General features: G+C 33.7%; 26 protein-coding genes. 14 read left to right on the top strand and 12 right to left on the bottom strand.

Going from position 1 to position 22,265, the window contains the following annotated elements; genetic code table 11:
• The first annotated feature begins 7 nt into the window (after positions 1 to 7).
• The 3 genes from CAV_RS03140 to CAV_RS03130 all read left to right on the top strand — a co-directional run bounded on the left by CAV_RS03140 (position 8) and on the right by CAV_RS03130 (position 3,700).
• Positions 8 to 2,587, top strand: coding sequence for an ATP-dependent Clp protease ATP-binding subunit (locus tag CAV_RS03140; RefSeq protein WP_094325061.1), 2,580 nt, complete (start codon positions 8 to 10; stop codon positions 2,585 to 2,587).
• An 80-nt stretch (positions 2,588 to 2,667) separates the two neighbouring features.
• On the top strand, positions 2,668 to 3,261 hold the full coding sequence (locus CAV_RS03135) for an FAD-dependent oxidoreductase (protein WP_094325060.1): 594 nt from the start codon (positions 2,668 to 2,670) through the stop codon (positions 3,259 to 3,261).
• Positions 3,262 to 3,265: 4 nt separating this feature from the next.
• Positions 3,266 to 3,700: a copper resistance protein CopD gene (locus tag CAV_RS03130; protein WP_094325059.1), complete on the top strand. Its 435-nt coding sequence runs from the start codon at positions 3,266 to 3,268 to the stop codon at positions 3,698 to 3,700.
• Between the two features lie 31 nt (positions 3,701 to 3,731).
• Here CAV_RS03130 and CAV_RS03125 read toward each other — a convergent pair whose 3' ends face one another.
• The 7 genes from CAV_RS03125 to CAV_RS03095 form a co-directional block, all read right to left on the bottom strand.
• Positions 3,732 to 4,175 (bottom strand): hypothetical protein, encoded by a 444-nt coding sequence (locus tag CAV_RS03125; protein WP_094325058.1) that lies wholly within the window; start codon positions 4,173 to 4,175, stop codon positions 3,732 to 3,734.
• On the bottom strand, positions 4,168 to 4,872 hold the full coding sequence (locus tag CAV_RS03120) for a hypothetical protein (protein ID WP_148131216.1): 705 nt from the start codon (positions 4,870 to 4,872) through the stop codon (positions 4,168 to 4,170). The genes CAV_RS03125 and CAV_RS03120 overlap by 8 nt, the downstream gene beginning before the upstream one ends.
• Positions 4,856 to 5,173, bottom strand: a complete 318-nt coding sequence (locus CAV_RS03115) for a hypothetical protein (protein ID WP_094325056.1) — start codon at positions 5,171 to 5,173, stop codon at positions 4,856 to 4,858. The genes CAV_RS03120 and CAV_RS03115 overlap by 17 nt, the downstream gene beginning before the upstream one ends.
• Positions 5,170 to 5,922, bottom strand: a complete 753-nt coding sequence (locus CAV_RS03110; protein WP_094325055.1) for a pyrroline-5-carboxylate reductase — start codon at positions 5,920 to 5,922, stop codon at positions 5,170 to 5,172. Before CAV_RS03110 ends, CAV_RS03115 begins: the two co-directional genes overlap by 4 nt.
• Positions 5,900 to 6,319: a flagellar assembly protein FliW gene (gene fliW / locus CAV_RS03105; RefSeq protein ID WP_094325054.1), complete on the bottom strand. Its 420-nt coding sequence runs from the start codon at positions 6,317 to 6,319 to the stop codon at positions 5,900 to 5,902. Before fliW ends, CAV_RS03110 begins: the two co-directional genes overlap by 23 nt.
• Before the next feature lie 92 nt (positions 6,320 to 6,411).
• Positions 6,412 to 6,735 (bottom strand): hypothetical protein, encoded by a 324-nt coding sequence (locus CAV_RS03100; protein WP_094325053.1) that lies wholly within the window; start codon positions 6,733 to 6,735, stop codon positions 6,412 to 6,414.
• Positions 6,728 to 7,330, bottom strand: a complete 603-nt coding sequence (locus CAV_RS03095) for an MBL fold metallo-hydrolase (protein ID WP_094325052.1) — start codon at positions 7,328 to 7,330, stop codon at positions 6,728 to 6,730. Before CAV_RS03095 ends, CAV_RS03100 begins: the two co-directional genes overlap by 8 nt.
• A gap of 57 nt (positions 7,331 to 7,387) precedes the next feature.
• On the opposite strand from CAV_RS03095, the gene CAV_RS03090 reads away from it, so the two are divergent.
• From CAV_RS03090 to fliP, 5 genes are read left to right on the top strand one after another with little or no spacing between them, the layout of a single operon-like run.
• Positions 7,388 to 8,134 carry an NAD+ synthase gene (locus CAV_RS03090; protein ID WP_094325051.1) on the top strand — a complete coding sequence of 249 codons (747 nt, stop codon included), beginning with the start codon at positions 7,388 to 7,390 and terminating at the stop codon, positions 8,132 to 8,134.
• A complete protein-coding gene (locus tag CAV_RS03085) occupies positions 8,124 to 9,071 on the top strand; it encodes a tetraacyldisaccharide 4'-kinase (protein WP_094325050.1) in 948 nt (315 codons plus the stop codon). The genes CAV_RS03090 and CAV_RS03085 overlap by 11 nt, the downstream gene beginning before the upstream one ends.
• Positions 9,052 to 10,455, top strand: coding sequence for a threonine synthase (gene thrC, locus CAV_RS03080; protein ID WP_094325049.1), 1,404 nt, complete (start codon positions 9,052 to 9,054; stop codon positions 10,453 to 10,455). Before CAV_RS03085 ends, thrC begins: the two co-directional genes overlap by 20 nt.
• The gene (kdsB, locus tag CAV_RS03075) at positions 10,452 to 11,174 is read left to right on the top strand and encodes a 3-deoxy-manno-octulosonate cytidylyltransferase (RefSeq protein ID WP_094325048.1); all 723 of its coding nucleotides are present in this window, start codon (positions 10,452 to 10,454) and stop codon (positions 11,172 to 11,174) included. Before thrC ends, kdsB begins: the two co-directional genes overlap by 4 nt.
• Positions 11,175 to 11,191: 17 nt before the next feature.
• Positions 11,192 to 11,935, top strand: a complete 744-nt coding sequence (gene fliP, locus CAV_RS03070; RefSeq protein ID WP_390088550.1) for a flagellar type III secretion system pore protein FliP — start codon at positions 11,192 to 11,194, stop codon at positions 11,933 to 11,935.
• Between the two features lie 24 nt (positions 11,936 to 11,959).
• Here fliP and rpsR read toward each other — a convergent pair whose 3' ends face one another.
• The 5 genes from rpsR to CAV_RS03045 all read right to left on the bottom strand — a co-directional run bounded on the left by rpsR (position 11,960) and on the right by CAV_RS03045 (position 16,062).
• Positions 11,960 to 12,214, bottom strand: coding sequence for a 30S ribosomal protein S18 (rpsR, locus tag CAV_RS03065; protein ID WP_094325046.1), 255 nt, complete (start codon positions 12,212 to 12,214; stop codon positions 11,960 to 11,962).
• 12 nt (positions 12,215 to 12,226) lie between these two features.
• A complete protein-coding gene (locus CAV_RS03060) occupies positions 12,227 to 12,715 on the bottom strand; it encodes a single-stranded DNA-binding protein (RefSeq protein WP_094325045.1) in 489 nt (162 codons plus the stop codon).
• A 12-nt stretch (positions 12,716 to 12,727) separates the two neighbouring features.
• A complete protein-coding gene (gene rpsF, locus CAV_RS03055; RefSeq protein ID WP_094325044.1) occupies positions 12,728 to 13,099 on the bottom strand; it encodes a 30S ribosomal protein S6 in 372 nt (123 codons plus the stop codon).
• 73 nt (positions 13,100 to 13,172) lie between these two features.
• On the bottom strand, positions 13,173 to 14,138 hold the full coding sequence (locus CAV_RS03050) for a DNA polymerase III subunit delta (RefSeq protein ID WP_094325043.1): 966 nt from the start codon (positions 14,136 to 14,138) through the stop codon (positions 13,173 to 13,175).
• Positions 14,131 to 16,062 carry an RNB domain-containing ribonuclease gene (locus tag CAV_RS03045; RefSeq protein WP_094325042.1) on the bottom strand — a complete coding sequence of 644 codons (1,932 nt, stop codon included), beginning with the start codon at positions 16,060 to 16,062 and terminating at the stop codon, positions 14,131 to 14,133. The genes CAV_RS03050 and CAV_RS03045 overlap by 8 nt, the downstream gene beginning before the upstream one ends.
• An 81-nt stretch (positions 16,063 to 16,143) precedes the next feature.
• On the opposite strand from CAV_RS03045, the gene CAV_RS03040 reads away from it, so the two are divergent.
• The 6 genes from CAV_RS03040 (at position 16,144) to CAV_RS03015 (ending at position 22,262) form a co-directional block, all read left to right on the top strand.
• Positions 16,144 to 17,265: a divergent polysaccharide deacetylase family protein gene (locus tag CAV_RS03040; RefSeq protein ID WP_245807429.1), complete on the top strand. Its 1,122-nt coding sequence runs from the start codon at positions 16,144 to 16,146 to the stop codon at positions 17,263 to 17,265.
• A complete protein-coding gene (locus CAV_RS03035; RefSeq protein ID WP_094325041.1) occupies positions 17,252 to 18,016 on the top strand; it encodes a DNA-processing protein DprA in 765 nt (254 codons plus the stop codon). The genes CAV_RS03040 and CAV_RS03035 overlap by 14 nt, the downstream gene beginning before the upstream one ends.
• A complete protein-coding gene (ruvX, locus tag CAV_RS03030; RefSeq protein WP_094325040.1) occupies positions 18,013 to 18,396 on the top strand; it encodes a Holliday junction resolvase RuvX in 384 nt (127 codons plus the stop codon). Before CAV_RS03035 ends, ruvX begins: the two co-directional genes overlap by 4 nt.
• Complete coding sequence (locus CAV_RS03025; RefSeq protein WP_245807428.1) at positions 18,386 to 19,255, top strand: RsmB/NOP family class I SAM-dependent RNA methyltransferase; 870 nt, start codon at positions 18,386 to 18,388, stop codon at positions 19,253 to 19,255. Before ruvX ends, CAV_RS03025 begins: the two co-directional genes overlap by 11 nt.
• Positions 19,256 to 19,363: 108 nt before the next feature.
• Positions 19,364 to 20,737, top strand: coding sequence for an anaerobic C4-dicarboxylate transporter (locus CAV_RS03020; protein ID WP_094325039.1), 1,374 nt, complete (start codon positions 19,364 to 19,366; stop codon positions 20,735 to 20,737).
• A 199-nt stretch (positions 20,738 to 20,936) separates the two neighbouring features.
• Entirely contained in the window at positions 20,937 to 22,262 is a 1,326-nt protein-coding gene (locus tag CAV_RS03015) for an MATE family efflux transporter (protein WP_094752810.1), read from the top strand.
• Positions 22,263 to 22,265: the final 3 nt, after the last annotated feature.

Here is a 22,265-nt window from a genome sequence, read left to right as displayed (position 1 = left end):
GAATACTATGGCAAATATACAAGATTACCTAACCACTTCTATGCTAGAAGCTTTGGAAAGTGCGGCTTCTTTAGCTATACATTCAAAAAATAATGAAATATCTTCTTTACACATATTATGGGCTTTAAGCCTTGATAGCACGAGCTTATTAAATCAAGTTTTAAATAAAAAAAATATCTCAAAAGATGCCCTAGAGCTAGAAATAAAAAGCAAAATTTCAAATCTTGCCACAAGCTCAAATGTAAGCAAGGATAATATTAGAATTTCAAATGAGCTTTTAAAGGATTTAGAAAATGCTAGGGCTTTGATGAGTGCAAACGCAGATTCTTATCTATCAGTTGATACCTTTTTAATATCTCAACTTCAAAACAACAAAGAGTATAAAGAGCTTTTAAGCAAATTTATAGACTTAATGGACTTTAAAAAAGAGCTTGAAAACATAAGAGCTGGTAAAAAAATAGATAGCAAAAGTGCCGATGAAAGCTTTGATGCCTTGAATAAATTTGGAGTTGATTTAACACAAAAAGCTAGGGAAAATAAACTAGAACCCATCATAGGCAGAGAAGAAGAAATTCAAAGGCTTATGCAAATTTTGATAAGAAAAACAAAGAATAATCCTATACTTTTAGGAGAGCCAGGAGTTGGAAAAACAGCTATCGTTGAAGCCCTAGCACAAAGGATAGTAAAAAAAGATGTGCCAAAATCCTTGCAAAATAAAAAAATAATAGCCCTTGATATGAGTGCCTTAATAGCCGGTGCAAAGTATAGGGGCGAATTTGAGGATAGATTAAAAGCTGTGGTAAATGAGGCTATACAAAGTGAAAATGTAGTGCTTTTCATAGATGAAATTCACACCATAGTTGGAGCTGGAGCCAGCGAGGGCTCAATGGATGCTGCAAATATCTTAAAACCAGCTCTTGCAAGAGGAGAGCTTCACACCGTAGGAGCTACAACGCTTAAAGAATACAGAAAATATTTTGAAAAAGATGCAGCTTTACAAAGAAGATTTCAGCCTATAACTGTTGCTGAGCCAAATGTAAATGAGGCCTTAGCTATGCTAAGAGGCATAAAAGAAAAGCTTGAAATTCATCACAATGTAAGCATTACAGATAGTGCCCTAGTCGCAGCTGCAAAGCTTTCAAAAAGGTATATAAGTGATAGATTTTTACCTGATAAGGCCATTGATTTAATAGATGAGGCAGCAGCTGAGCTTAAAATGCAAATAGAAAGTGAGCCAAGCTCTTTAAGAAAGGCAAGAAAAGAGATAGAGACCTTAGAGGTTGAAAATGAAGCCTTGAAAATGGAAGATAAGGAAAAAAATGAAAAAAGATTAAATGAAATTGCTAAAGAACTTAGCGATTTAAAGGAAAAACAAGTAAATTTAAATGCTAAATTTGAAAGCGAAAAGGCTGTATTTAATGAGATAAATTCAAAGAAAAAAGATATAGATAGCCTTAAAAATGAGGCAAATTTAGCAAAAAGCAAGGGCGAGTTTCAAAAGGTTGCTGAGATAGAATACGGACAAATTCCAAGCATAGAAAAAGAGCTAAAAAGCCTAGAGGATAAGTGGCAAAAAATGAGTGAGGAAGGAGTTTTGCTTAAAAATCAAGTGGATGAGGATTTAGTAGCCTCCATACTTAGCAAATGGACAGGAATTTCAGTGCAAAAAATGCTAACTTCAGAAAAGCAAAAATTCCTAGAAGTTGAAAAACATCTAAAAGAAAGCGTAGTGGGTCAAGAAAAGGCTATATCAGCACTTGCAAGGGCTATTAAAAGAAACAAGGCTGGATTAAATGATGAGAAAAAACCTATAGGCAGCTTTTTATTCTTAGGACCTACCGGGGTTGGAAAAACGCAGTCTGCTAAGGCTTTAGCTAAGTTTTTATTTGATGATGAAAAGGCTTTGATAAGATTTGATATGAGTGAATTTATGGAAAAGCATAGCGTATCAAGGCTTTTAGGAGCACCTCCGGGCTATGTAGGACACGAAGAAGGCGGCGAACTTACAGAAGCAGTTAGAAGAAAGCCTTATTCAGTGCTTTTGTTTGATGAGGTGGAAAAAGCTCACAAAGATGTTTTTAATGTGCTTTTAGGAATTTTAGATGATGGCAGGGCAACTGATAGCAAGGGGGTTACGGTTGATTTTAAAAACACTATCATCATCCTAACCTCAAACATAGCCTCAAATGCCATTATGAACCTAAAGGGTAAAGAACAAGAAGAAGCCATAAAAAACGAGCTTAAAAACTTTTTTAAGCCGGAGTTTTTAAACCGCTTAGATGATATTATTACCTTTAATCCTTTGGGCAAGGATGAGGCTTATGAGATAGTTAAGCTTTTATTTAAAGACTTGCAAAAATCGCTTGAAAACAAGGGTATAAAAGCTGAGCTTAGCGAGGATGCTGCGCTTTTAATAGCAAATGAGGGCTTTGATGTGGATTTTGGTGCTAGACCTTTAAAAAGAGCCATTTATGATATGATAGAGGATAAGCTTAGCGATATGATCTTAGCTGATGAGCTAAAACTAGACGATGAGATAGTAATAGACGCTAAGGATAAGGAAATCATCATCAAAAAGAAAAATTAAAACTAAATTTATCGTATTTACCTTACATTTGCAAGAAAAGGCTTAAATTTAAAGAAATTTTAACACGAAAGGTAGATACGATGAAAAAATCAATACTCATAGTTGGCGGAAGCATATCAGGTCTTAGTGCTGCACTTTTTTTTGGCTCTGCTAAAAATAAAGATCTTGACTTTGACATAACTATAGTTGATGATAATAAAGCTGATATAAGTGCTGTTGCAGTTTATAATGTGCCTTTATTTCCAAAAGCCATACAAGGAAAAGAAATTTTAGAAAAAACAAGAGAGCAAATCGCTGAATTTTTAACAGTAAATTATGTAGATGATACTGTGCTTGAGATAAGCGGAGAAAAAGGAGCTTTCATAAGCAAGACAAAGGATAAGGAATTTAAATCAGATTACATAATACTAGCAACCGGTGCTTCAAGATTTGATATAAAAGGGCTTGGCGACATAGTAACAGACCATAAGCTTATGAATAAGCCAAATAAAATTTGCCTAAAGCACAGCGGCAGACAAATGGTAAAAGATGGAATTTATGTAGCTGGACTTGCTTCTGGAGTAACTACTATGATAGCTTGTGCTATGGGAAGTGGCGTTGAAGCAGCTTGTGCCATACTTAGCGATATAAACGGTGCTGTAAGCATAGTTCACGACACTCCTACTTCAAGGTAAGTTAATGCAAGTTATGTACCCTTACTTTTTAACGCTTCATCTGCTTTGTGCCATAGTATTTATAGGCTTTGTATTTACTGATGTCTTTTTGCTTTCTGTGCTTAAAAGATCCTTAGGAGAAAAGGCAGATGAACTTTTTGCTCCTATGATGAAAAGAGCTATTAAGATAGTGCCTCTATGCCTTTTACTTTTGGTTTTAAGCGGGGGAGCTATGATGAGTACTTATTTAAATTCAGAGCTTGGCTTTTTTAACACACCTTTACAAAAGCTTTTGATGATAAAGATACTTTTAGCTCTACTTATAGTCTTTTTAGTTCTAAATGCTCTTGTGTTTAGGCTCATACTAAAAAGAGAAAATCCTATAAGAATAACTCATCATATAATCTTATTTTTAAGCCTTTTAATAGTCATCCTAGCAAAGATGGCCTTTTTTGTATAAATTCTAGCCTTTTTGGCTAGGGTTTAATTAATTAAAAGTCCTTGTTTGGATACAAAAAGGCCTTTTTATTTACGAAAACTTCCTCATTTACGCCTGAAATGGGCTTTAAAAGAACTGATATATTTACTATGATGATATTGTCTTTGCTTAAATTTGCGTCTTGATTTGTGTATGTAAATTTATTATTTTTGCACTCTCTTAAGGGGTAAAAATACTGAAGCAAAATAACATCATCCTTGCCTGGATAATTAAGCTCTACCATATCAAGACATTCTAAATTCATTCTCTTAGCCTCGTATAAAAAATACTTAGCAAGCTCTACGCTGTCTTTGGCTAAGTACTGTGCTTGTATGTATAAAAAGGTGTTTTTAAGGTATTTTGGCAAGTAGCTTGACTTGTCTATATTAAAAACAACAACAAAGCTTACAAAGATAAGTAAAATCAAACTAAGTAGCAAGATATACGCTCTACGCACTTAAACTCCACTTACTAATACAAAAATCCTTAGCACAAATTTTAAGCTCATACATAGCATTTTCTTTTCTTAGCTCAAAGCTTTCGACCTCATCAAGCAAGATAGAGCTAAAAAGCTTATTATCAGCTTCATACTCATAGATAAGCTCTTTGCCACTAAGTCTAAAAGTAAGCTTTGCATCAAGCAAGACATAAAAGCCCTCAAAGCTATCTTTTAAAAATAAAATCCGCTCTTTATCTAAAATTTTAGCCTCGTACAAGCTCTTATCTTTAAGAGAGTAAAAAAGCAAATTATCTTTTTTAAAATTATGCAAGGTTTGTTGATTAAGAAGCACCGAAGGATTGCTATTTTTATCAAGCAACAAGCTTTTAGGAGAATAAAAACTTAAATTTGCATCCTGCAAAAGCAAGCCAGAGTAGCCTATAAAAAACTGTGAATTTCTTTGCAACAAAACATTATCAAAATCCCTCTTTAAGCATGAAAAACCAGAATTTGACAAGGAAAGCTCTATGCAGTCTTGCAAAATTTTATCTATAAACAAAAGGGCTAAATTTGCATTCACTTGCTTGTGCGTTAAAATTTTATGTTTAGAATAAAAATCACTAATACTCATAAGAGGCTTTGAAAACAAAATAAGCAAAAGCGAAAATAAAGCCAAGCTTAAAATGGCCTCCAACAAGCTAAAAGCTTTTTTCATCTTTAAATTCTTGTTTATAATCATCGGCAAAGGCTTTTAAGCTCTTTAAGATAAAATGCTCGCTTTTTACGCTACTTTCCTTAAGATGTAAGTCGTGCAAGGTTTTGTCATTTAGTATTATATTGACACTGTGGGTGTAATTTTGCTTTAAAAGTTCTTTTTCTAGATTAAAAAGCTCTTGATTTAAGGACACAATGGAAGTATTTTTAGCAAAAACCAAGTAAGAATTATAGAGGAATAAAAACAAGATAGATAAGATAAGTATGCTAAAAAGCGTTTCTAAAAGGGAAAACGCTCTCATTTTCCCAAAGACGCAGCAAAAGCCTTAAAAAACGCAGCCCTTACGCCCTCTTCCTCCAAAGCCTTAACGCCTTTTATGGTAACTCCAGCAGGTGAGCAAATTTGCTCTTTTATCAAGGCTGGATGTTCATTGCTTAAGAGATTATGATAGCCTTTAAAAAGAGATTTAACCAGGTCGTAACTAAGTTTATTTGTAAGACCCTCGCACAAAGCAGCATTTGCCATACTTTCAGCTATTATTGACAAAAAGGCCGGTGCACAACCGCTAATCACCATCGCAGCGTCAAACAGCTCTTCTTTTTCAAGCTCAAAAGCATCGCCAAAACTTTGTATAAGCTCTAAAATTTCATCCTTATAAAGCTCATTTTGTCTTATAAATGTGGTTGTTGAAGCTTTGTATTTAGCGGCTATATTTGGCATAATTCTTACTATATTATCAGCGTTTAAAACACTAAGTTCATCTAAGCTTATACCGGCTAAAACTGAAATCACAATCCTAGCCCTAGCTTGTAAGCTATCTTTCATAAGCTTTAAAACATAAGGCTTGAAAGCTAAAATCACAGTCTTGCCACTCATATCAAACTCATCATAAAACATGGTCTTGATATTATTTTGCTTGAAAAAAGAAAGATTACTAGTGTTTCTTGCGACTACATAAAGTTCATAATCATCTTTAAGTGCTAAAGCTAAAGCCTTAGCCATAGCACCGTTTCCTAAGATGTAAATTTCACTTTTGTTCTTTGCTCTCATCTTTGTCTTTTTTCATATAATTTGAAATTTTTTCAGCCTGAAAATAATCTGGGTAAGAATTAGGGTCCAATATGATTTGAACCATAGAATTTGTATCCCAATTTACTAAAACAGGAGCTAAGAAATTTAGCCTTGAGTCGTTGATATCTTGCTCGTGCAAAGCAACTATAATAAAGGCTTGTCTTTTTGAGTCTTTATTTAAGTTAAGCAGCTCTTGATAATAAAGAGGTATGTCAAAATCATAACCCGGCCTAATCAACTGAGAATCGATTAGTATAAAGGTAAATTCATTACCATCTAAGCTTTGAACCTTTGAAAATATATCATCGATGTTAGAAAACTCAACAGTTTTCGTATCTTCAAATCCCAAAATCGGACACTTTACATTCAACTTCATCTTTACCTTCCTTCTATTGTGATAATAAATTCTAACATAAAATAAGCAAAAAAAGTGCCAAAGTATATTTTTTCTAAATATAAATTTAATATTTACTTTTTAAGTATAAAGGCAAAGGCCACTGTAAAAAGACTTAAGAAAAACATTATGATTATGTTTTTTTCGTAATTTGCTATGAAACCCATATTTAAAACGCTGAGCATAAAAGCACCAACCCCGCTATAAGTGCAAACAACGCTTAAAAAGCCACTATCTACAGCCTTTCTACAAGGGCAGTGCTTATAAAGTTTTTTAAATCTCACACTCTTGCCCTGCTCTGCATCTTTGTGTTTTTTTACAAAATTTAAGCCAAGGATTGAAACTAAACAAAGAAAAAGCAAAAAATAATTTATAAAAACATAAAAACTATCAAGCATTAAAACTCCTTAAAAAATACCTAATTGTTTGCTTTTCATCAGCTAAAGTGCTTTCGTGTCCGTGTCCCGGCAAAAGCTTAAAATCCCTATCATAACTTAAAATGCGTTCTAAGCTATCTTTCATATTCTCTTGATTAGAAAAAGGAAAATCATACCTTCCTATACTTCCTCTAAATAAAAAATCCCCGCTAAATACCAAATTTTCACCGACAAGCTCTATCATGCAGCAACCAGGCGTGTGCCCGGGAAAGAATAAAAAGCGAAAGCCTACGCCATCTATGTAAATTTCATTTTCATCTTTTACTAAAAAATCAGCCTCGCTGTGTTTATGCCCGGTGTTAAACGGGTCTTTTAACATAAAAGCATCTTTTTCGTGTATGTAAATTGGCACGCTAAATTGCTCTTTAACCAAAGCATTATCCCAAACATGGTCAAAATGCCCGTGAGTGTTTAAAATCGCCCTTAAATTTTTACACTCGCTTTTTACAAAGTCAAGGGCTTTTTCTCCGGGGTCTATAACGAAATCTTTATCATCTATGCTTAAAATGTAGCAGTTTGTTTCATAAGCCCCGCAAGCTTTTCTTTTTATATCCATCCGTTTATCCTTAAATAATACAATACTTCAAAGAATAATTATATCAAAGCTTAAAAAATGAGAGATTATAAAAAAATAGAATTATTTTTGTGCGATTTTATAAAAAATGAGTGCGAAAAAGCAGGTGCAAAAGGCGTAGTTTTAGGAATTAGCGGAGGGATAGATTCAGCTCTTGTGGCTGTGCTAGCAAAAAAAGCACTAAATGATAATGTCTTTGCGCTTTTAATGCCAACAAATTCATCTAATCAAACAAATTTAGAGGACGCACTTAAGCTCTGCAAGGACTTAAATATACAGTATGAGATACTTAACATCAGCAAAAGCTTAGATGAGCTTTACTTGCTTTCTAAAAATTTAGACAAAATAAGAAAAGGCAATCTAGCCGCTAGGCTTAGGATGGCCTTGCTTTATGATTATTCTGCCTTAAAATCATATCTTGTGATTGGCACTAGCAACAAAAGCGAACTAAAACTTGGTTATGGCACTATATACGGGGATTTAGCGCATGCTTTTAATCCTATCGGGGATTTATACAAGAGTGAAATTTTTGACTTTGCTGCTTACTTAAATTTACCAGCTTCCTTTATAGAAAAAGAACCGAGTGCGGATTTATATGAAAATCAAAGCGATGAAAAGGAATTTGGCTTTTCATATAAAGAAATAGACAAGCTTTTAATGGCTATGGAGCGAGGGGATGAACTTGCTGAATTTAGCGAGGATTTAAAAGAAATGGTGCAAACAAGAATGTCCAAAAATGCCTTTAAGCAAAGATTACCAAAGATAGCAAAATTAGATGAATTCTAAATTTACTTGGCTTGATTCTTATTTTTACAATCCAAATTTAATACAAAAATGCTTAGCCTTTTTGCTTTTACCGCTTAGTGCCTTGTATCTTGTTTTAGCTATTTTAAACTCCAAATTTAGAAAAAAACAAGATTTTAAAATACCTATGATAAGCGTTGGAAATTTAACCGTTGGCGGTTCTGGAAAAACTCCCATGTGTAAAGCCATAGCCAAATTTTTAAAAAAAGAGTGCTTAAAGCAAGAAATTTACATAGTTTTAAGAGGATATAAAAGGCAAAGTAAGGGTTTAAAAGTAGTTAAATTTAAGGATGAAATTTTATGCTCTGTAAATGAAAGCGGAGATGAGGCTATGGAATACGCTTACTGCGAGGATATAAGCTGTGTTATAGTAAGCGAAAATAGAAGCAAAGGCATTTTAGAAGCAAAAAAACTCGGTGCACAGGTGATTTTACTAGATGATGCTTTTTCTAAATTTCATATCAAAAAATTTGATATTTTGCTTGAAAATACCATTCGTCCTTATTTTAACTTCACATTGCCAAGCGGGGCGTATAGACTGCCTTTGCGTTACAAGAAAAAAGCTGATTTTGTGGCACTTGAGGAGGAGGATTTTTTAAGATATTCTATGTGCAAGGAAAATATGAAAGCCATTTTAGTAACAGCTATCGCAAAGCCATTTAGGCTTTATGAGCATTTTATAAAGGCCAGGGCTTGTTATTTTTTTAAAGACCATTATAAATTTAAAAAAGAGGAGTTGCAAAACTTGCTTAAAAAGCATAATTGCGATACACTTATGCTTACTTTTAAGGACTTTGTAAAGGTGAAAGATATGGGCTTTAAAACTCAGATTATAGAACTTAACATCGAACTTAAAGATAAGCTAAAAAACGCTATAAAAAAATACATAAAGGACAGTGATGAAGCTTGTAAGAACTAGAGATGTGAACTATGAGGTGGATTTTAAAGAAGCGGTGCTAAACCCTAGCACACAAGATTCTTCCTTGTACGCACCAAAAAGCTTGCCAAAATTTAATGGATATGAGTTTAAAAACCTAAGTTACAAGGACTTTGCGTTAAAGCTTATACAAAGTTTTGATTTCAAGCTTGATGAGCTGTTTATAAAGGCCTTAAATGCCTATGATAGCTTTGATGATAAGAACTGTCCTATAAATATTTTTAAGGTTAGTGATAAACTCTACATAAACGAACTTTATCACGGGCCTACAAGAGCCTTTAAAGATATGGCACTTCAGCCATTTGGCGTTCTTTTAAGCGCTTTGGCCGAAAAAGAAAAATTCCTAATCTTATGCGCAACAAGCGGAGATACAGGACCTGCAACGCTAAAAGCCTTTGAAAATAAAGAAAATATCAAGGTAGCTTGCATTTACCCTCACTTAGGCACAAGCGAAATTCAAGCCATGCAAATGAATAGCTTAAAGGCCAAGAACCTAAAAACTTTCCCGATAGAAGGTAATTTCGACATAGCGCAAAGCATACTAAAAAATTTATTAAACGATGAGGAATTTAAAAAAGATATCGCAAAGCAAGGCTTTAAGCTAACAGTTGCAAATTCCGTAAATTTTGCCAGAATTTTATTTCAAATCATCTATCACTACTATGTTTGCCTAAGCTTTGATAAAGAGATTGATATTATAGTTCCTAGTGGAAATTTTGGCAATGCTTTGGGTGCGTATTATGCGAAAAAAATGGGTGCTAGGATAGGTAAAATCAAGATTGCAGCAAATTCAAACAATATCTTGAGCGAATTTTTCAACACAGGAGAATATGACTTAAGAAACAAAAAGCTAGTTAAAACAATATCGCCGGCCATGGACATTCTCATATCATCGAATATAGAAAGATTAATATTTCATCTTTTTGGAGATAAAAGGTGCAAGGAATTATTTACTTCCTTAAAAGAAAATAACTTTTTCAAACTAAACAAAGATGAGTTAGAGCTCTTACAAGAGGACTTTGAGGCTAATTTTTGCACTGATTTAGAATGCAAAGCCTACATAAAAGACTTTGCGAAAACTTGCATAATAGACCCTCACACCGCAACCTGCCTTAAACTAGTGGATAACAATAAAACGCAAATAATTAGCTCCACTGCAGAGTGGACTAAATTCGCACCAAGCATGTATGAAGCTTTGTTTGATAAGGAAGTTATAGATGAGCAAGACGCACTTATAGACATAGCACAGTATTATGAGATAGGCATAAAAAGGGAAATTTTAGACCTTTTTAATGAAAAGCAAAAAGAGCTTAAAATTTATCAAAAAGACGCTGTGAAAAACGCCATTTTGGAGTTTGTATTATGATAATCATACCCGCAAGATTAAAATCAAGCCGTTTTGAAAAGAAAATTTTATGCAAGATAAATTCTTTGCCAATGTTTGTATTGACAGCAAAAAATATGCAAGAAGTGGATGAAGTATGCGTAGCGGTGGATGATGAGGAGGTTTTGCAAATAGCCTTAAAACACAACATAAAAGCCGTTCTTACATCAAAAGAACACGAAAGCGGGACAGATAGGATAAATGAGGCTTGCAAGATATTAAATTTAAACGATGATGAGATAATTATCAATGTCCAAGCAGATGAGCCCTTTATAGAAAAAGAAAATATAAAAAAATTCAAAGAATTTGCAAAAACTTGCCTACACAAAGACGCTTTTATGGCGTCTTGCTACAAAAAAGCAAATTCAAAAGACTGCGATGATAGTAATTTAGTAAAGGTGGTGCTCGATAAAAACTCCTTTGCCTTGTATTTTTCAAGGTCTAAAATACCATTTGAAAGAGATGAATACAAAGAAAGCTTTAAGGCTCATTTGGGTATTTATGCCTACACGGTTAAGGCTTTGAAAGAATTTTGTAAATTCAAGGCTTCAAATTTAGAAAGTGCCGAAAAACTAGAACAATTACGTGCATTAGAAAATTCAAAAAAGATAAAAATGCTTGAAATTCAAACTAAGAGCATAGGTATAGACAGCAAGCAAGACTATGAAAAGGCTATGAAGCTGTTTAATTTTAAGCCTTAATTTGCTATAATCTAGGAATGAAATTGAGAATTTTACTTTTAATATTTTGCTTATCATCCATGCTTTTTGCGGCGCCTGAAGTTACGGTGCCTACTGTTAATCTAAGCCTTAGCGCTCCTGAGAGCCCACAGCAGCTAGTAACCGTGCTCAATGTGATGATAGTATTAACCATACTTGCTTTAGCGCCTAGCATAGTGTTTGTAGCAACATCTTTTCTAAGGCTTTTAGTGGTATTTTCCTTTCTAAGACAAGCACTTGGAACAACCACCATGCCGCCAAACACTATCTTGGTGACCTTTGCACTGATACTTACCTTTTTCATTATGGAGCCTACGGCAACCAAGGCTTATAATGAGGGGATTAAGCCGTATTTAGCGGAGCAAATAGGATACGAAGAGGCCTTTAACAGAGCCTCGCGTCCATTTAAAGACTTTATGCTTAAAAACACAAGGGAAAAGGATTTGGCACTTTTTTACCGCATAAGAGATTTGCCAAACCCTAAAACAGTGGAGGAAGTTCCACTTACCATCATAGTTCCAGCCTTTATAATCTCTGAGCTAAAAACTGCTTTTGAGATAGGATTTTTGATATATCTGCCGTTTTTGGTTATAGATATGGTGATTTCTTCGGTGCTTATGTCTATGGGTATGATGATGTTGCCACCGGTTATGATATCAATGCCGTTTAAACTATTAATCTTTGTTTTAGTGGATGGTTGGAATTTACTAGTGCATAAACTTGTGGAGAGTTACCTACTCTAGCAAATTTAGAGCAGGTAAAAATCCTTAAAAAGAATTTGAAGAAACTACTTTTTTTCTATCTACGATGTAAGGTATCAAGGCTACATGTCTTGCTCTTTTTATAGCAACCTCAACCATTTCTTGATACTTTTTGCTTGTGCCTGTTAAGCGACGAGGCATTATCTTAAATCTTTCAGAAAGTGCGTGCTTAAGCATAGCTGTATCTTTATAGTCTATGAATTCAACCTTAGCTTCACTGTATTTGCAATATCTTCTTGAATATTTCTTTTTTTCAGCCATATTTTTTCCTTTTTAAAATGGTAATTCGTTTTTGTCATCAGCGTCAAATTCACTGATGTCTATTTCTTTTATCTTTTCTTCTTGATAACTGTTATTTTGATACGGTCTAGCATTGTCTGCGTATGTATTTTGTTGGTATGGATTTGAGCTTTGTAAAGATTTTTGGTTTGAATTCAATGTAGAACCCAACATCTCCATACTTTCAACGGCTACGCTGTGCTTTGAGCGAGGCTGTCCATTTTGGTCATTCCATTGCTCAAATCTCAAACGACCCTCTACTAGAATTTTAGAACCCTTTGATAGGTATTGATTTGCTATCTCAGCAGTTCTGCCAAAAAAACTTATATCTATGAAACAAGTTTCCTCTCTTTTTTCCCCGCTAGAACCAGAAAATCTCCTGGTTACAGCTATAGCACAAGAGCCGATGGCAGCTCCTGAGGGTGCGTAACGCATCTCTATATCTCTAGTTAAATTTCCTACCAAAATAACCTTGTTAAACATAAATTAAGCCTTTTACTCGATGTTAGGCGAAGCTTTTATCTCTTTCTTAGACTGCTTAATGCCTTGACTTAACTTTTCCCAAGCTACTATTTCTTTTTTATTTTCATACTTAACAATCAAGAATCTTATAATATCTTCATTTATCCTAAGAATTCTCTCAAGTTCAGCAATCAAGCTAGGCTCAGCTTGAAAATAAATAACAAAATAAGTGCCTCTTTCGTATTTTTTAATAGCATAAGCTAGCTTTCTAGTTCCCATAGGAACAACGGTAGCAATGCTAGCACCATTTTTAGTAAGAACTTCTTTTACGAAATTCAACCTAGCCTCAACCTCCTCTTCAGTAAGAGTAGGCTTGAGTATAAACAAAACCTCATAATGTCTCATACATTCTCCTTGTGGATATTAAGCCCATAAATTATGAGCAAGGAAAGGCAAATTGTATCTAATTTTCTTTAAATTAAGCTTTCAATATACGCGAAAGGTCTAAAAACATAGAGATTAGAAATTCTTTCTTGCTTAGCTTGGAATTTGTTTTTAGCTCGTACTCGCTATTTAAAAGTAAGAAAAAAATGCTTTTGTACTGCTTTAAACTTATGGCAAAAGCTTGATTTTGAAGCTTAGAAGCAACAGTACTTGGAGGCAAATACCCCAGCAAGTCCTTTAAATCAACCTTGCCATTTATCTTAGCATATAAAACTATCTTAAAAAGTCTGTAAAAATTTGCACTCAAAGACGAAAGCAAGGATATTTCATTGAAATTTTCTAAAATTTTATCCAAATCATTTCTAATATCCTCAGCCTTTAAAATTTTATCAAAAAAACTATCAAAGCCAAGTACGGCTAAGCTAAAACAGTATTGTTTGATACTTTCTTCATTTATGCTTAAGCCTTTAAATTTATTGAGCTCACTAGCACAAAGATACAAATTTTCATCGAAGTTTTCATAAAGCAAATATAAGGCATTTTGGGTAGCTTTGATATTTAATTCATTAGCCTTAAGGCTTAAAAGCTCGACCCCCTCTTTTGCGTTAGCTGCTTTGAAAAATCTAGCAAAATTATTTTCAAAAACCGTCTCAAGCTCGCTTTGCTTAGAAGATTCATCATAAAATTCTAAAAGAAAAAATTTGTCCTTATCTTGCTTACATAAGGATATGAATTTTTCAAGCTCTTTTTTTGGAATTTTTTTATTTACCTTGAGTTCAAGTAGCTTTTTCTCGCTAAATAAGGAGCTATGGTCTAAGTAATTCACAGCCTTTTGGAAGTTATACTCATCAAAATATAAAACTAATTTTTCCTCAGCATTAAATTTTCTTTTTATAAAATCTGCAAAAAGTTCTATTTGAAAATTACAAATCCCATAAAGAGCAAAAAAATTTGGAAAATACGAAGTGCTTAAAAGCCTTTGCAAGTCCTTTCTATACATTTTCAACCTCTAATCTTTTTACAAATTTAACAAAAATTTTAGCATAAATTATATCCACATCAACTATTTGAACAAGGATTTTCTCAAACAAAGCTAGCTTATTTTCTCTAAGATAAAGATTAGCCCCTTTAAGCTCATCATCTAGCTTTGCTACACAGATATTAGATACTTCGCTTACCACAGCCCTAACTTCTTTGCCGATATTTTTCTTAGCCCATCTAGCAAATTTTCTATCCATAAAATCAAGCGCGACTTTATCAGCTTCTCTTTCTAAAATGCTTAAATTCTCGCAGGTACTTTTTATATCTAACAATAAATAAGAAAAAAGCTTTTCATCATTTTTTAATTTCGCCTTTAAAAGCCTATGAAGCAATAAATCAGAATACCTCCTTATAGGGCTTGTAAAATGCGTATATTTCTCAAAGCCAAGCCCAAAATGCCCCTCATTTTCGCTCGCATAAACAGCCTTTTTTTGCGCCTTTATTATCAGTTTATCGACCTCATCTCTTAAATTTAACTCAGCAGCCAAACTTTGCACATCTTTTATATACTCTCTTAAATTTGTCTTTACTTTCACATCTATGCCTATGCTAATTAGCTGAAGTGCTAGCTTTTTCATCTTAGCAACATCCATAGCACCGTGATTTCTAAAAACACCTACATTGATGAGCTTTGCGGCTGCTTTATTTGCAAAAAGCATACAGTCTTCCACCAAATTATGCGAAGCAGTATCACTTTCATAACGAGTTGAGATTATATTATGCTTCTCATCAAGCCCTAATCTTAGCTCCTTTGTTCTAAATTCAAAAGCATTTAAAAGTCTTTGTTTTCTAGTAATTTTAGTAAGCTCATAAAGTTCATAAAGCCAATTGCAAGCATTTAAATCGCCGCCTTGTTCTAAAAAAACATCGAGCTCGTCATAATTAAACCTTCTTTTAGAATTTATAACAGCCTCAAAAAGTTCCTCATTTAAAACGGTGAAATTTTCATCAAAACTTATCTTAAAAACAAAGGCTAGTCTATCCTCATTTGGCTTTAAAGAGCAGATATTTTCGCTTAAAACTCGAGGCAGCATTGGAACTGCTTTATGCGGAAAATATATGGAAAATCCTCTGTGCAAAGCCTCTTTATCAAGTGCACTGTAGGCATAAACATACTCGCTTACATCAGCAATTGCTACAAATAACTCTCTTTTCTTGGCATCATAAAATATCGCATCGTCAAAATCCTTAGCATCTATTGGGTCTATTGTGCAAAAGTTAAGATTTCTTAAGTCTTTTCTATTTTCATACATGGATATATCTACAAAATCACCATTTGCCTTGGCTTCACTTAGGCATTGCTCTGAAAATTCATCGTTTTTATCAAACAGTGCTAAAGAAATTTTCTCATCTATCATCTCATCGTCTATATGGCCTACAACTTCTATTATTTCGTTATTCTCATTTTCAGCCCTTAGCACAGTGCCAAGCGGCAGGGCTTTTAAAGACTTCGCGCTAGCTTTTACAGGCACGGTTAAGCCTGTTTTTAAATTTATTGCTAAAACATTTTTACCAAAGGCTTTGGTTATGAGCAAAGATGTTTTAGAAGCTCTTTTAAGAACCAATAAAACCTTAGCGCAGGCTCTTTTTTTCCTTGATTTTATAATCTTACAAACTACGAAATCCCCATAGTTTGCCCCGTTTAAGTCCTTATTTTCTATCAAAAAATCAACTTTATGCTTCTCGTCAAAACTTTGTAAAAAGCCCACACCCTTGCTTGAAATGTCCATTTTTCCAAAGACAAAGCCGTTGTTTAGGTATAATTTATTTTTGTAAAGTTTTACTACTGATAAATTTAAAAGCTCCCTGCTAAGTGCCTTGAAATTTGGCTTGATTTTATCGCAAGATAGACCGTAATTTAAAGAAGTTAAAAATTCTTTCACTTTTTTCCTTTAAGCTTAAAAATTATAACCAAAAAACTTTGCTATAATTAGAATTTAGTCTAAAGAAAGTTAAATTTGATTATGAAAAAATTTTTACTCATTGTTTTATCTCTTGCACTTTTAATGCTACTTTTTGGCTTGATTTTTCTAAGGCAAGAAAATGAAGTAGTCGATACAAAAGCCCTAGAAATAAACAAAAGCACAGCAAATATCAAAAGCGAGGTAAATACCACTAAGCTAAAAAAAGGCTTATTTGCCGACTACGATGATAGCGTGGAAGATACGCATTTGCAAGATGATTTTTTTGTAAAAGAGCAAGAAAAGGTAAAAGAAGCTTTAAAAGAGGAGAAAAAGCAAAGCATACTAGAGCCTAAAATACAAGATGTAAATTTAAGCAGCAAAGCAAAGGATACAAATTTAAGTGATGATATAAAAGATATAAATTTAAGTGATAGAAATTTAAGCTCTGAAAAAAACACCACAAGTATTGAATTTAACTCAAGTGTAATTTTTAATAAAAATAAAAAAAGCACATATTTTAAAGCGGATAAACAAGCAAGATTAGCCATAATAATAGACGATATGTCATCAAAAGAACAGGTAAAAGCCCTTAAAAATACGGGCTTAAAGCTAAATCCTTCATTTTTTCCAAGAGATAAAAATCACCCAAACACACATATTTACGCCAAAGAATTTGACTTTTTTATGGTGCATTTGCCCTTGGCTGCCTTAAATTTCAAAAACGAGGAAATTCAAACCCTAAAACCCCATCAAAGCCAAGAACAAATTAGTGCAAAAATACAAAGTATAAAAAATGATTTTAAAGACTTGAAATTTATAAACAACCACACGGGAAGTTTATTTACAAGCGATGCAAACGCTATGAGAAAGCTATTTTTAGCCTTAGATAATTTTGATTTAATCTTTGTTGATTCTTTAACTACAAATTCAAGCAAGGTTAGGACCGTGGCAAGGGATTTTAATCAAACTTATATAAAAAGAGATATATTTTTAGACAATTACGATGATATTAACTACATAAAAAAACAGATAAAAAAAGCTGTGAATTTAGCCAAGAAAAACGGCTTTGCCATAGCCATTGCACACCCAAAGAAAAACACCTTTAAAGCCTTAATGCAAAGCAAAGATGTATTAAATGAGGTAAAACTAGTGTATTTAAGTGAAATTTATGGAACTTACTAATTTACCAAAAGAATTGCTAAGTCTTAAAAAGCCCGTTAAAAAGCTGTATTTTAAGGGAAATTTAGAGCTTTTGCAAAAAAGAAAGGTTGCAATTATTGGCTCAAGAAAGGCTAGCATTTATACTAAAAACTGCGTGAAAGAGCTGGCGTCTTTGCTGAGAAATGTCGGCGTGGCTGTTGTTAGCGGCGGGGCATTAGGAGTTGATATCAACGCACACATAGGCTCTATGCCAAGCACCATAGCTGTCTTTGCAAACGGCTTAAATAGTATCTATCCAAAAAGCAATGAAAAAATAATAAAAAACATATACGAAAACGCCCTTGCACTAAGCGAAAATGAGCCTGATTACATAGCTAAAAATTATGATTTTTTGCTAAGAAACCGCATTATCATAGCACTTAGCGAAGCTGTTGTTATAGCTGAGGCTGATTTACAAAGCGGTTCTATGCAAAGTGCTAGACTGTGCGAACAAATGCAAAAAAAGCTTTTTGTTTTGCCTCAAAGAGCCTTTGAAAGCAAGGGAACAAATTTATTACTAGCTAGCAATAAAGCAAGCTTGATAAATGATTTTCACGCCTTTGCCTCATCCTTTGGCAATCTTGATGAAAAAGAGGATGATGAGTTTATAAAATTTTGCAAGCAAGAAAGCTCGGTTGAAAAAATTTTAAAAAAATTTGGTGATTTGCTTTATGAATACGAACTAAATGGCAAGATAGAAATTTACGGAACCTCTGTTAAGGTGCTTGTATGAATGCTTTGGCCTTGGATGTTGGATTAAAAAGGATAGGCGTAGCACTTTGCATAAACAAAACAGTCGCCATGCCACTTGATGCGGTATTTAGAAAAAATAGAAACTCTGCTGCACAAGATATAAAACAGCTCATCAAAGATTACAACATCTCTTTTTTGCTCGTTGGAATTCCAAAAGGCTTTTCAAGCGAACAAGAAATGAGCCTTAGAATAAAGCATTTTGTGTCTTTGCTTGACTTCGATAAAGAAGTTAAATTTGTAGATGAGAGTTTTTCTAGCAAAAACGCTGCTAGTTTAAGGTCTAAAGCTTCCAAAAAAAAGGATGGCAAGAGTGATTCTTTGGCCGCTTATTTGCTTTTAAAGGATTATTTTGCTTTATGATATAAGTAAAATCAAAGAATTTTATACAGATGGTGAGTTGAAGGAGCTTGAAAAAAGCTTTTGCGATACGAATTCAGCCTGTATATTTTTAAACAAGATTAAATGCGAGGCAAAAGAACTTGAACAAAGCTTGCAAAAAGAGGAAATTATTTTCACAAGAATAGATGATTTTACTTATAAAATACAGGATAAACACAAAGCTAGTCAAAGTGAGGCTTTTTCTAAGGGGCTTTTTTACATACAAAATTATAGCTCTTATCTGTGCGCTAAAAACTTAGATGTAAGCAAAGATGATATAGTCTTAGATATGTGTGCTGCACCGGGTGGCAAGAGTATAAATTTAGCAAATTTTATGCAAAATCAAGGTGATTTGCGTTGTGTCGAGCTAAATAAAAACCGCTTTTTTAAGCTAAAGACAAATTTGCAAAAATACGGTGTTAAAAACGCTAAATTATTTTGCAAAAATGCCCTTAATATAGGAAAATTATGCCCTTTAAGCTTTGATAAAATTTTACTTGACGCACCTTGCTCTGCATTTTCAAAGCTTGGTTTTAAATTTCAAAGAACAAATAATGAAATAAAAAGCCTAGCAAAACTACAAAAAAAGCTTTTAAATTCTGCCATAAATGCCCTTAAAATAGGCGGAATTTTAGTATATAGCACTTGCACGGTAACTAGAGAAGAAAACGAAGAAGTGATTTTAAACGCCTTGAACTCTAAATTTAAATTAGAACTTTTAGAACTTAACACAAATCCTTTAAAAAGCGCTAAAAACCCTCACATAAAAAATACCGCAAGAATAATAGCAAATGAATTTTCGCAAAGCTTTTTTATGTGTAAAATTATGAAGTTGGCTTGAAAAATTAAATTTATATTTAAATATTATTTAATAAATATTTAATAATATTTTTATTCTTTTTTATCTATAATCCTTGCTTAATTTTTTTTATAAAGAAAGGTTGAGTCTATGGATTTTCTTACAAATCTTAGTGAAGGTTGGCAGTTTGGCATACAACTTGCCGTTGTGCTTATCTGTCTGTTTTATGGTGCTAGAAAGGGTGGTATAGCTCTTGGGCTTTTAGGTGGTATAGGACTTATCATACTTACCTTTGGTTTTGCGGTAGCTCCGGGAAAGCCAAGTATTGATGTTATGCTTACCATACTTGCTGTTGTTGTTGCCTCTGCTACCTTGCAAGCTAGCGGCGGACTTGATGTGATGTTACAAATCGCTGAATTTATTCTAAGGAAAAATCCAAAATTCCTAACTATCCTAGCTCCTTTTGTAACCTGCACACTTACCATACTTTGTGGCACGGGACATGTTGTTTATACCATGATGCCTATTATTTATGATATAGCTATTAAAAACGGAATTCGTCCTGAACGTCCTATGGCTGCTTCATCTGTGGCTTCTCAAATGGGTATTATAGCCTCGCCTGTTTCAGTGGCTGTGGTGTCTTTAACTGCTTATCTTTTAAATGCAGCTCATCCTTTGGCTGGTTTTGATGGTTATATAGACTTGCTAAAAATTACCATTCCTAGCACTTTAATCGGTGTTTTATGCGTAGGAATTTATTCTTGGTTTAGAGGCAAAGACCTTGATAAGGATGAGGAATTCCAAGAAAGGATAAAAGATCCTGAGTTTAAAAAATATGTCTATGGAGATAACAAAACGCTTCTAGGCGTTAGACTTCCTAATAAAGACTGGCTTGCTATGTTTATCTTTTTAGGTGCTATTGCTGTGGTTGCCTTGCTTGGAGCCTTTGAAAGTCTAAGACCTCATTTTAATGGCAAGCCTATGGGAATGGTAGCTGTTATACAAATTTTTATGCTTTTAGCTGGTTCTTTACTCTTAATCTTTACAAATGTAGATGCAAGTAAGATTGGCAAAAATGAAATTTTCCGCTCCGGTATGATAGCACTTGTTGCGGTGTTTGGAATTTCTTGGATGGCTGATACTATGTTTGAGGTGCATACTCCTATGATGAAAGCAGCTCTTGGAGGAGTGGTGCAAGAACATCCTTGGACCTATGCTGTAATGCTACTTTTAATCTCAAAATTTGTTAATTCTCAAGCAGCAGCCATAGCGGCTTTCGTGCCTTTGGCTTTAGGCATTGGGGTTGAGCCGGGCATTATAGTAGCCTTTGCAGCGGCTTGCTATGGATACTACATACTTCCTACTTATCCAAGCGATCTAGCTACTATACAATTTGACCGCTCAGGAACTACACATATAGGAAAATTTGTTATAAATCACAGCTTTATTTTACCAGGACTAATAGGAGTATTTAGCTCTTGCGTTGCTGGTTATCTTTTAGCCTTAGTGGCTGGCTATATTTAAAATTTGGTGGGTAATTCCACCAAATTTATTTTCTTGTAAGTATAAAATGCTACAATCAAGCCCATGAGTTTTAAAAATTTACACTATAATCACTACATTTTAGCTTCTCAAGCACTTTATTAAAGTCCCTACCCTTTTATAAATTTTTTTCTTATCTGTTGCTTTTTAAAGCCTTTTTTAAAAATTTTGAGGTAAAAAAATGTCTGATATTTTTGTAAATTCTTCTATGTTTAAACTTTTTTATAAATTTTGTGTGCCTAATGTAATTTCAGCTGCCTTTCTTTGCTCATATTATGTGATAGATGGGATTTTTGTAGGGCTTTACTTAGGAAGCGATGCCTTAGCTGCTATGGGGCTTGTTATGCCTTTTATAATGATGTGCTTTGCCTTAGCTGATATGATAGCTATAGGCTCTAGTGTGCAAATTTCCATACATCTTGGACAGGATAAAAGGCAAAGAGCAAAGATGATATTTTCTGCTTCTATTTTGCTTATCTTTCTTTTAGCTTGTAGCTTGGCTGTGCTTGCTTACCTAAGTTATGATTTCTTGCTGTCCTTGCTAAATATAAGTGCTAAGATAAAAGCCTTAGCTAAAGAATATGTCTTTGTCTTTATCTGCTTTGCACCCCTTATAATGCTTTCCTTTGCTATGGATAATTACTTAAGAATTTGTGCAAAAACCTTTTATAGTATGTGCGTAAATATAGCAATAACCATAATAAATATAAGCCTTGTTTATATCTTTATAGCACATTTAAAGCTAGGACTTTTAGGAGCTGCCTTAGCTACTTGCATAGGCTATAGTATAGGCACCTTGCTTTGCTTTTTGCCCTTTATCTTTTGCAAACTTAGCTTAAATTTTAGCTCCTTATATATGAATTTTAGGCTTTTTAGAAATATAATTTATAATGGCAGCAGCGAGTTTTTTAATACCATAAGCTTTGCACTTTTTGTTAGCTTTGCAAATGCTGTGCTTTTAGAGCTTGGCGGAGTAAATGCGGTGGCGGTTTTTTCTATCATACTTTATATAGACGCCTTTATCTCAGTGCTTATAATAGCCTTAGGCGATTCTATGCAAGCAGCCTTTAGCTACAACTTCGGTGCTAGAAACTTAAGCAGGATAAAAAAGATTTTAAATCTTTTATTTAGCTCATCTTTTATAGTGTCCTTTTCCTCCTTTTTAGGAATTTACTTTTTTCATCAACACATACTAGCACTTTTTATAAATAAAAATGAAGCAGAAGTTTTTACCCTTGCAAACGAAGCCTTGCTTAGCTTTGCTTTCATATACATCTTTCTTTGGTTTAATATAAGCACTTCATCTTTCTTAACAGCCCTAAACAAACCCGGACACTCCTTGCTTATAGCACTTAGTAGAAATTGCTTTTTGCCCATCTTAGGACTTTATACCCTGCCATTATTTTTAGGACTTGATGGGGTTTTTGCTTCTTTATTTATCTCAAATGTGCTAACATTCTTTTTGTCGATTTTTTTCATTAAAAAGACATTTAAAAATACATTTTAGAAA

The organism is Campylobacter avium LMG 24591, assembly GCF_002238335.1.
Lineage (GTDB): Bacteria > Campylobacterota > Campylobacteria > Campylobacterales > Campylobacteraceae > Campylobacter_D > Campylobacter_D avium.
Note: the sequence above shows the minus strand (reverse complement) of the source record. Positions and strands in the feature narration are given on the sequence as shown.